This is a genomic window from Bacillus sp. NPDC094106 (assembly GCF_044764345.1).
In the GTDB taxonomy this organism is placed as follows: domain Bacteria; phylum Bacillota; class Bacilli; order Bacillales; family Bacillaceae_G; genus Bacillus_A.
Window position 1 is genome coordinate 17,386 of record NZ_JBIWHY010000036.1, and the last position, 10,121, is coordinate 27,506.

The window sequence follows — 10,121 nt, forward strand, 5'->3', positions numbered from 1 at the left end:
GGATTATATGCTTTATGTTGTTATAGTTGTCCGTTTATTGGACTATTTTGTGTTTTATTTTTTAATCCGTATTCATTGTATACTGCATCATGGTAATTTGGTACAGGGTTTACAATCATTTCGGAAAGTTGTAACATTTCTTAACGACTGTTCACAAATGATTTACAAATATGTTAAGAAAAGTCTAAATTTTAAAACAAACGATCCTATAAAATGATATAATCAAATCAAAATGCATGTAGGGGATGAAAGGGTATGGAACTAATCCGCGACTTAATGATCCAAGTTGCAATCATTATTTTGCCACTGTTTTTATACGAAGCGATTCGTCTCAATCGCTATCAAGATATGCTTCCAAAGCCCAATCGCTACTTTATTATGTTTTTATCCAGTATTACGCTTGTCCTTTCTATGACGTACCCGATTTGTTTTAAAGAAGGTTGCGATTACAACTTTCATGCAATCCCAATTATGAGTGGTTTCTTGTATGGAGGAATTGTAGGGATTATTCCAGCTTTTATTTTTATCGTATACGAATGGTTTTTAAATGATTTAAATTGGTTTCGTATATTAGAAGTTGTGTTCCTTATCATTATTCCGTTATTGTTATCAAAAAAATGGTCTGTTTTTCCAAGGAATAAGAAACTGATTTTATCTTTCATCATCTCATCTTTATATGCGCTTATCTGCCTAGTACTTGGAATGTTCGATGTGTTATTAGGAATTGGATTTACACCGCCTATGTCACATTTATATGGTGGATATATATTCGCCTCGTTTGTTATGGTTATGACAATGGTATTTCAAGTGTATTTAACAGAATATTTAAACGAAAACGCATTGTTACGTACAGAGATGCAAAAGTCGGAAAAATTGAACATTGTAAGTGAATTAGCAGCAAGTGTTGCGCATGAAGTTCGAAATCCACTTACAGTTGTTCGGGGGTTTATCCAATTATTAGATAGTACAGAAGATATGAAGAACAAGGATTATATGCGCCTTGTATTGGCGGAACTAGATCGTGCTGAACAAATCATCTCGGATTACTTAAATTTAGCGAGGCCACAAATTGAGAAAAAAGAACATATTTGCTTATCAGCGCAGTTGATTGAAATGACTACGTTAATGTCTTCATTTGCAGCGATGCAAGGTGTGTATTTACAAGTTGAAATTTCTGAGAATCTATATACGATAGGTGATAAGACGAAATTAAAACAGGCTATTATGAATGTTGTAAAGAATGGAATTGAAGCGATTCAGGAAAACAAAGGATATTTAAAAGTGACTGCTAATCAAAAAGGTGAAATCATTATAGTGCGAGTAAAAGATAGCGGAATTGGAATGACGAAAGAACAGTTAGCAAGACTTGGACAACCGTATTATTCATTGAAAGAAAAAGGAACGGGTCTAGGGCTTATGGTGACTTTTAGTATTTTACAAGCACATAATGGTACGCTGGAGTATAACAGTGAGAGTGGGAAAGGTACAGAAGCAATTATCACATTACCAGCAGTTAGAAATTAGGAATAAAAGTTACCGATAGAAGGTAACTTTTTATTGTTTTGTATGAATGGATTGTAGAATCTTAATTTCTAGGTAGTGAAAAATGCATTATGGTTAAGGGGCTATTCATTTGTTTTTTCCTGTTTAACGCGAACGAATAAATTTTTAAGTGATTGAAATAGACTTTGTTCTTTTGATGCAGCAATTAATCGCTTTGTTTCTTGAATTTCACGAATGACTTGCATAAGCTGTGCATCTCGCTTGTTGTCTTTGTTATAAACATGATTGACAAGTTTATTTATTTTTTCTTCTTGTTTTGATTCACGCTTATACATATGATTCATTAATAAGTCCATTTTCTCTTTTTGCAAGGCATCTGTTTGAGCTGCATGATCGATGAGATCTTGGAGCATTTCTTCTTGTTTTTCTTCTTTTACATAGACCTGTTGCATTAATACATCTAGTTTTTCATCTTTTAATCGATTTTGTGTGATTAAGGTAGAGTTTTGATGAATAATGGCTTCGTTTAATTGAGCTAACATTTCAAGTTTTAGCATGAATTCTTCAAAATTTTGGCCTTCATCTTTGGCTTGGACCTCTTGATTTTTCTTTATCGCTGGTACAGGTGGATTGTCTTTTTCTTTTAAAATAATAGGAATTGTTTCTGTAATATCTTCTTGTAATTTGGCTGCTCGTTCATGGATTGATTTCAATAGTTTTAGATCATCCATTTTATATATACGAGCATCAGCGGTTTTTGTAATTGTATAACCGTGTTGTTCTAAAAGTTGACTATATTTTCGAACTATATGTTTCGGGATTCCTGTTTTATTCGTGACATCCTTCGTTTTATAGATTGCCTCCATGACATTTCCTCCCCAAAAAGTATCGTATATACCAATTCCATCTTTTACTTTGACTTCCTTTGAAAAAGAATGTCGTAAACCTAGAAGTTTTCTACATGATTAGTGAAAACCTGAGGAAAAATGAACATTTTTGGCATAAAGAAGAGGAAGAACTAAAATAATGTCTGAAAACATATATAAAAGAAGTTTGTTATAATAACCTAGGAAAGGCAAGAGGATTAAAAAGTGGAGGCACATATATGAAGCAGTTAAAAGGTATTATTATTTCGATTATTGCTATTCTTTCTATTTTTGTCGTTGTCTATGAAGCACTTATACCTGCAGAACCAAAGAGTCAGAAAGAAGTTACATATGATCAAGTTCTAGAGTTCCCAAAAGAACGTTATCCAGAAACGGGAAAGCACATTGCAGATGCGATAAAAGAAGGCCACTCGAAAATTTGTACGATTGATCGAAATGGCGCGGGAGATAGAAGGAAGTTGTCTTTAGCACCGTATCCAGCAAAAAAAGGATATGATCGTGATGAATGGCCGATGGCAATGTGTAAAGAAGGTGGAAAAGGTGCGCATATTGAATATATTAGCCCTGCTGACAATAGAGGCGCAGGTTCATGGGTGGGAAATAAGCTAGATAAGTATCCAGATGGGACACGTGTGAAATTTGTGGTGAAATAGTAGAAGGGGATGGTGTTTGTGGAGTTAACAATTTCCTATTCACAATTAATCGTGATGAATTATGGTGGGGAACAACCTTATGTAGACTGGGGTAATGAAGATTTTGAGAGAGGATATGCCAAAGCAGAAGGTGTAATTATCTTTGAAGCAATTTCCGATTATACGTGTGAAATCAAAGCATCTGTTGGAAAGCATAATGAGAAAGAGGGAGTCGTGAGAACGATATCCGTTCCTTTTACGGTAGAAAACGATGGGGTTTTTGTAAGGAGTATTCTTTCTGATACATTGCATATTGCAATTCCAAAAGGTAACTATATGTTGGTGCTACAAGCAATGCCACTTGAGGAGCCAACGGATGATGAACTGTATAAGGTACAATATGAACTGTTTTTTGAAAATCAAGAGTGAAAAAGCCACGTTATCGTGGCTTTTCTGTTGAATTTCGTTACAATGAAGGACACCCTATTTTCTCATTATGCATTTGTTTTTAGAAGGGAACGGGCCTCTTTAGCAGCTTGAACCATATGCTCTAAAGCTGGGATAACTTCTTCTGTGCTTCTTGTTTTTAAACCACAGTCTGGATTAATCCAGAAGTATTTTGAATCACACACTTTTAAGGACTGCTCTACAATTGTGTATATTTCATCTTTGCTTGGGATACGAGGACTATGAATGTCATAGACTCCTAGACCAATTCCTTTTTCATAAGTTGTATGTTCCAATGTATGAATAAATTCACCATGACTTCTAGATGTTTCAATAGAGATAACATCTGCATCTAATGCACGAATTGCATCTACAATATCTTCAAAGTTACTGTAGCACATATGTGTATGAATTTGTGTTTCATTCGCTACAGAAGATGTTGCTAAAAGGAAAGATTGAACTGCCCAAGTAATATATGCATCCCAATCTTTTTCTTTTAATGGCATTCCTTCACGAAGTGCTGGTTCATCGACTTGGATTACTCTAATTCCAGAGGATTCAAGTAATTCAATTTCATGACGAAGTGCTAATGCAATTTGATAAGAAACTTCTTTTCTTGAAATATCATTTCGAACGAATGACCAATTCAAAATTGTTACCGGTCCTGTTAACATACCTTTTACAACTTTATCCGTAAGACTTTGAGCATATACGGTTTCTTTAATGGTCATCCCATTCATAAAGGCAACATCCCCATAAATTACAGGTGGCTTTACACAGCGGGAACCGTATGATTGTACCCAGCCATTTTTAGTAAAAGAGAACCCAACGAGTCTTTCACCAAAATATTCCACCATATCAGTTCTTTCAAATTCACCATGTACAAGTACATCAAGACCAATATCTTCTTGATGGCGAATCCATTTCTCAGTTTCTTTTTCGATAAATTTTTCATATTGTTCGTTTGTAATATCACCGCTACGCCATTGTTTACGTGTTTGACGAACTTCAACAGTTTGCGGGAAACTACCAATTGTTGTTGTCGGAAGTAGTGGTAATCGTAGTGCTTCTTGTTGTAATTCATAGCGTTGTTCAAATGGAAGAGGACGAGAGAAATCTTCTTCTTTAAGATTGGCTCTTGCTGTTTGTACATCTTCACGATTACGTGCAGCTGAAGATCGAATTGTTTCATGAGCGCTACGGTAAGTAGCTAATTCCGTACTAACACTTTCTGTACCTTCAGAAAGCGCATGTTTAATAAGTCTAAGTTCTTCTAATTTTTGATTTGCAAATGCAAGGGCGTCAAATAGTTCAGTTGATAAGTGTGTTTCTTCTGTCTTATCAATTGGAGTATGCAGTAAGCTACATGAAGGTTGAACGATCAACTCTTTTGATGTAACGCGACCTTGTAATGTTTTCAATAAAGAAAGGACTTCATCAAGATCAGCTCTCCAAATGTTACGGCCATCTACACAACCAACCGCTAAAATTTTATCGGATGGGAATCCGTGCTCTAAAAGTGCTTGTACATTGCCCTTTTTACCGTGAACAAAGTCCAAACCAATGCCGGATACAGGGAATGTAATAATCTCTTCATAGTTCTCTTCTACACTATCAAAATAAGTTTGTAAGATAAGAGATGCATTTGGAACTTCTTTACGAAATGTTTTGTAAAGTTCTTTTGCTTCTGCAATTTCTTCTTTTGTTAAAGATACAAAAATTGGTTCATCAATTTGGATGATTTTTGCACCAGCTTCGTGTAATTCAGTTAATAGCTGTACATAAGGAGCAACGAGTTGATTTAAAATAGTAGCAAATTGCTCTTGTTTATATCCTTTTGCTAACTTTAAGAATGTATAAGGTCCTAATATAACTGGTTTACCATCAACACCTAATTCTTGTTTTGCTTCTTCATATAAGCGAAGTGGTCGATTGTCTTTTAAAGAAATCTCTAATCCTTCTTCATACTCAGGAACAATATAATGATAATTTGTGTTAAACCATTTCGTCATTTCAGAAGCAACGTGATCTTTGGAGCCGCGTGCCATTGCAAAATATACATCAAGATAAGACGTGAACTCTGAAAAACGTGAAGGAATAAAGCCAAGCATGTAGGCTGTGTCCAGCACATGATCATAATATGTAAAGTCACCAATTGGAATTACATCGATCCCTTTTTCTTGCTGAACTTTCACATGTTGAAGACGAATTTCTTTCATTGTTGTTGAAAATTGCTGCTCATCAATCTTATTTGACCAAAAAGCTTCCAACGTTTTTTTCCATTCTCGGTGTAATCCAATTCGTGGATACCCTAAATTACTTGTTTGAATTGCCATTTGAAATTCCTCCCTAATTGAAAGTAAGCATTTCCGTTTACTTGGAAATGCATGTAACGAAAAGCATAAAGGGACAGAAAATAGTCCTTTCTTCTCGTTCGTAACACCTAATCATCATCCGTGAGTCTATCAGTGTTGTTAAAATAGGCAGGTCTCCTGGCTCATGCGTCATATGATTTCTTTTACCTTCCCGTTTTCACAGTGGTATAGAAAAGAAGGCTCTTCATTTACAGTGGCGGGACCGCGTTGGAATTTCACCAAACTTCCCTTTTCAACACGAAATAAGAAATCTCGTGTACCTATTTTCCTTTTGAAAGGAATTTAACAAGCAAATATGATATTGAGAAAGATTCTAACATAATTTTTAGAATTTTGTCTACTGTTTTGAAATAAGAATATTTAGAAGTTTTTATTTTTTATTACGCATGAAAATTATGGTTATGAAAAAGGATGGAATCAAAAGTTCTATATAAATCCATTTTCATTTTTCGACATCTAAATCCCTATTATGCAGAATAAAAAGTAACCTACACTCGTTTGCTCTTTCTGTTTTTACTTCGCATGTAGCAAAAAAAGGCCCTGACCGCTTCTATGCATGAATAGATGCTCTCTCCCACCTAAAAAGAGGGGTTTTATGTTGGTTTTTTAATTGATGTATATGTTTGTTTTATAAGGGAACGATGAGGCTTCATATTTAAATGAAAGAGAAGCGATAATAAAGAGTATAAAGAGGCGAATGGTAAGGCTAATTATCAGTGAGGAAAAGCCTCACTGATAGAAGTCTCACTTTGCATCCATTCCTATTTCGAAAAGGCGACCAGCACTTGCATCTTTATGGAGTTCATTTAACCAATGCAATTCAACTGTAATATGTTCAATAACACTTTTTAAAATATAAATTTGTGCACGTGGAACGTGTGTCTTGCTATGTTCGTATATTGATTGCATCGTATGTAAATGTTGAATCGTGTCCTCTCTCTTTTTTTCTAAAATAGGAACGATTGTTTTTTCATCACCAAAATGAGCGAAAGATAGTGCTGAATAGATTGGTTTATATATTTGATTTTTTGCTTCGAATTGTTTTAAAAGCAGCGTATAGAAAAGTTCTCTTCCAGTTTCGGTTATATGAAAAATCGTCTTATCTGGTCGATTTGTATCTCGTACAACATTTGTAACCGCAATTGCCTCTTGTTTTTCTAATTGTTCAAAGGCGTAATAGAGGGATCCTTTTGCATATTTAATATAACAATCCATTTGGCGTTCTTTCATTATATGTTGCACTTCATATGGGTGTTTATCTCCTTCGAGTAGTAAGCCGAGAATGACTAATTTCATGCTCACGCTGTCTCAACTCCTGTATTATAAACTTTATACATATTATAAACGGTATATCTCTTTCGATAAAGAGATATACCGTTGCATGTTTTACTATACTAACTTACTTGCTTTTGTTTTTTCTTTGTTCCAGTGAAAAGACGATCTTTTCCCATTAGTGTAATACAGATAATACTTAGGATAGCTGGAATAAGCGCCCATAAAAATATATTAGCAATAGATGTCGCAAGCGCTTGTTTAATTCCATTAAGTATTTCCGGTGGAATTTTTTCAGTAGCATGTGGTGATAATAAAAAGCTTGTGTCTCCACTTTTTGGTGCCAGTTTTGCTAATTCTGGAGGGAAAACCGCTTTTAATTTATCGGTGAAAATATGGTTTTGAATGGTACCAAAGATTGTTACACCGAGAGTCATTCCGAGAGAACGGAAGAATGAGTTTGTTGATGTGGCAGAGCCTCGATCTCTCATTTCTAAATTGTGAATAGAAGACATACTTAAAACTGAGAAAGAGAAGCCAACCCCAAGCCCAGCAAGAATCATAAAGACTGTTACGAGTGTGCGTGATGTCTCCATTGTTAAAGTGCTGAGTAAATAGATACCAACGACAAAAAATGTACCAGAGATCAGCATAATGTTACGATAACTTGTTCGTGAAGCCAATTGTCCACCTGCTTGGCTTCCAATTACAGAACCTACCATCATCGGTGTTAAAATTAATCCAGCATTGGATGCAGAACCGCCCAGAACACCTTGAATAAAGATTGGAATATACACTGTACAAATAATAAAAGCTGCCCCGTAGAAAAAGGCTACACCTTGGCTGGCTGCAAATAAACGTTTTTTAAATAAATGGAAAGAAATAATTGGCTCTGTTGCTTTTCTTTCCACGAAGAAGAAAATGATAAGCATAATAGCAAATGATGTAAATAAACCAATAATTATATTGGAATCCCATGCATATTCCTTACCGCCAAGTTCTAATGCAAACATTAAGCAAACAATGCTTATTACAAGTGTAATAGCACCAGCCCAATCAATTTTTTGTTTTCTATACTGTAATGACTCTTTGTAGTACTTAGAAATGAAGAAGAAAGAGATAAGTCCTAATGGAATATTAATATAGAAAACCCAGTGCCAGCTTATATAATCAGTAATATAAGCACCTAATAAAGGACCGAAAACACTCGATGTTCCGAAAACAGCTCCAAATAGCCCTGTCATTTTTCCTCGTTTTTCAGGTGGGAATATATCGTACATAATTGTAAATGCGATTGGCATAAGAGCACCGCCGCCAATACCTTGGATTGCTCTGTAAATACTTAGCTGTTCAATGCTTGTTGCTGTACCACAAAGAATAGAACCAAATAAGAAGAGGAGTAATCCACCAATATAAAAACGTTTCCGCCCATACATATCAGAAAGTTTCCCGAAAATAGGCATTCCAGCCATTGTTGCTACCATATAAGCTGATGTGACCCAAACAAATTTATCAAATCCTCCCAGGTCTCCAACAATTGTTGCCATCGCAGTTGCAACGATCGTATTATCCATTGCTGCCATCAGAATACCAAGTAATAATCCTACAACAACAAACTTTGTTTTACTTATTTTGTTTTGAGATATTTGTGTCTCCAAACATAATCCTCCTTTAGTATAAAAATGAACTGATTTAATCTTTCAAAGGATGTATTTTCCAAAATATGAAGTACATAATGAAGAATATCTTTATGTACAGTCTTTCTCTCCTTTCGCTTATTTATAAAGAAAGAATAGAAATCATAACTCATATTATAGTCAAATTTGACTAAAAGGTAAACTTTTTTTACCCGTCAAAAGTTTCTTTTCTTCAAGGTAGTTAAAAAGGAGATATGTGGTGAATTTTTTGAGAACAAGTGAGGAAAATAGGGTAGTGTACAAAATGAATGGGAAGAAATAATTCAAATGTAAAGTTTGTAAAAAAGAAATATTGAATCATGTACTGTCCCACTATTTAAAATGGTTTTTCCCTGGAATTGTCGAATAAGATAGAGAGGAGAGATAAAGAAGTTATAAGTGGATTACGTATTGAACGGAAGTAAGTTAGTATTTCGGATAAAGTGAAACTTCCATCAGTGGGTGGCTTTTCATCCCTCACTGATGGAAAGCCCTCACCAATCGAGTATTACTGCCCGTTAATGCGGGATAAATAATGAAAGAAGGGTAGTTCATTGTTTAGTTAGGAAGAATAAAGTTGTATAGATAATACGATCTGGAATGAGGTGAATTTTTATTATGAAAATATGGAAACGAATTTCAAATCAAGAAATGTTTCTTTTATCTTTACAACCTGTTTTGTGGATGGATGGAGGAGCTAAAGAAATAAACAGGAAACAATCTACTCCAAATGTAGCGGTAACATTGCAAATTCGTAATGTACAAGAGAAAGATTTTTCATACGAACTTGTTTATGATATAAATGAAACTCTCGTTATTCAACTTGAGGTGGAAAATAGAGGAACTGAAGAGGTTTCTCGAGTAATTATGAGTCATATGATCCGTGATTATTTTGTATACATTCCTAATACATTAAAGACGAATAAGGGAGCAAGTGAATTTTTATTTCAGCTTGTAAGGTGGCGAGTTGATGAACTGCTTCCGAATGAAAAAGTTCAATTAACTTGTCAAGTAAAAGTAGCACACACTCCTGTTCCTTCTACTATGTCATTACGTGCTACGTATACATTCCAACATGCTGACGTAACGTATGGGCCACTTCAAACGAAAGAAGCAATTGTGATACAACAATAAAAAGGAACCCCGTGACGTGAGGGCACTGAAAAACTTACGTTTTTCATTCCGTAAAACATATGTGAAACGAAAAAAGGCGACTTTCCGTTCAATTTTGAATGGAAAGTCGCCTTTTTCTTATGCTTTTTTTACTTCTTTTCTTTCATTAAGGTCATGATTCGTTTTAAATTAACTGCGAATATGGCCATCGCCCCC

General features: G+C 34.9%; 8 protein-coding genes and 1 riboswitch. Of the genes, 4 read left to right on the forward strand and 4 right to left on the reverse strand.

Annotated elements, in window-relative coordinates; translation table 11 throughout:
• Window positions 1–255: 255 nt before the first annotated feature.
• Window positions 256–1,524, forward strand: a complete 1,269-nt coding sequence (locus tag ACIQ7L_RS27670; protein ID WP_400573370.1) for an ATP-binding protein — start codon at window positions 256–258, stop codon at window positions 1,522–1,524.
• 101 nt (window positions 1,525–1,625) lie between these two features.
• On the opposite strand, the gene ACIQ7L_RS27675 is transcribed toward ACIQ7L_RS27670, so the two are convergent.
• Window positions 1,626–2,369, reverse strand: coding sequence for a DUF3967 domain-containing protein (locus ACIQ7L_RS27675; RefSeq protein ID WP_400573371.1), 744 nt, complete (start codon window positions 2,367–2,369; stop codon window positions 1,626–1,628).
• 239 nt (window positions 2,370–2,608) lie between these two features.
• Between ACIQ7L_RS27675 and nucA the strand changes: the two genes are divergently transcribed.
• The gene (gene nucA / locus ACIQ7L_RS27680; protein ID WP_400573372.1) at window positions 2,609–3,043 is read left to right on the forward strand and encodes a DNA-entry nuclease; all 435 of its coding nucleotides are present in this window, start codon (window positions 2,609–2,611) and stop codon (window positions 3,041–3,043) included.
• Window positions 3,044–3,061: 18 nt separating this feature from the next.
• Entirely contained in the window at window positions 3,062–3,451 is a 390-nt protein-coding gene (gene comJ, locus ACIQ7L_RS27685; protein WP_141523259.1) for a competence protein ComJ, read from the forward strand.
• A 65-nt stretch (window positions 3,452–3,516) separates the two neighbouring features.
• Here comJ and metE read toward each other — a convergent pair whose 3' ends face one another.
• The 3 genes from metE to ACIQ7L_RS27700 all read right to left on the reverse strand — a co-directional run bounded on the left by metE (window position 3,517) and on the right by ACIQ7L_RS27700 (window position 8,774).
• Window positions 3,517–5,805 carry a 5-methyltetrahydropteroyltriglutamate--homocysteine S-methyltransferase gene (gene metE / locus ACIQ7L_RS27690; protein ID WP_400573375.1) on the reverse strand — a complete coding sequence of 763 codons (2,289 nt, stop codon included), beginning with the start codon at window positions 5,803–5,805 and terminating at the stop codon, window positions 3,517–3,519.
• Window positions 5,806–5,934: 129 nt separating this feature from the next.
• A riboswitch (cobalamin riboswitch) is annotated at window positions 5,935–6,123 on the reverse strand.
• A gap of 465 nt (window positions 6,124–6,588) precedes the next feature.
• Window positions 6,589–7,146 carry a PadR family transcriptional regulator gene (locus tag ACIQ7L_RS27695; RefSeq protein ID WP_400573377.1) on the reverse strand — a complete coding sequence of 186 codons (558 nt, stop codon included), beginning with the start codon at window positions 7,144–7,146 and terminating at the stop codon, window positions 6,589–6,591.
• 92 nt (window positions 7,147–7,238) lie between these two features.
• Window positions 7,239–8,774, reverse strand: a complete 1,536-nt coding sequence (locus ACIQ7L_RS27700) for an MDR family MFS transporter (RefSeq protein ID WP_400573379.1) — start codon at window positions 8,772–8,774, stop codon at window positions 7,239–7,241.
• Window positions 8,775–9,410: 636 nt separating this feature from the next.
• Between ACIQ7L_RS27700 and ACIQ7L_RS27705 the strand changes: the two genes are divergently transcribed.
• Window positions 9,411–9,926, forward strand: a complete 516-nt coding sequence (locus ACIQ7L_RS27705) for a hypothetical protein (protein ID WP_400573381.1) — start codon at window positions 9,411–9,413, stop codon at window positions 9,924–9,926.
• Window positions 9,927–10,121: the final 195 nt, after the last annotated feature.

Bases quoted from the DNA above. Each gene is read 5' to 3' on its own strand.
- ACIQ7L_RS27670 (WP_400573370.1), top strand. From the start codon at position 256: ATGGAACTAATCCGCGACTTAATGATCCAAGTTGCAATCATTATTTTG.
- ACIQ7L_RS27675 (WP_400573371.1), bottom strand. From the start codon at position 2,369: ATGGAGGCAATCTATAAAACGAAGGATGTCACGAATAAAACAGGAATC.
- nucA (WP_400573372.1), top strand. From the start codon at position 2,609: ATGAAGCAGTTAAAAGGTATTATTATTTCGATTATTGCTATTCTTTCT.
- metE (WP_400573375.1), bottom strand. From the start codon at position 5,805: ATGGCAATTCAAACAAGTAATTTAGGGTATCCACGAATTGGATTACAC.
- ACIQ7L_RS27705 (WP_400573381.1), top strand. From the start codon at position 9,411: ATGAAAATATGGAAACGAATTTCAAATCAAGAAATGTTTCTTTTATCT.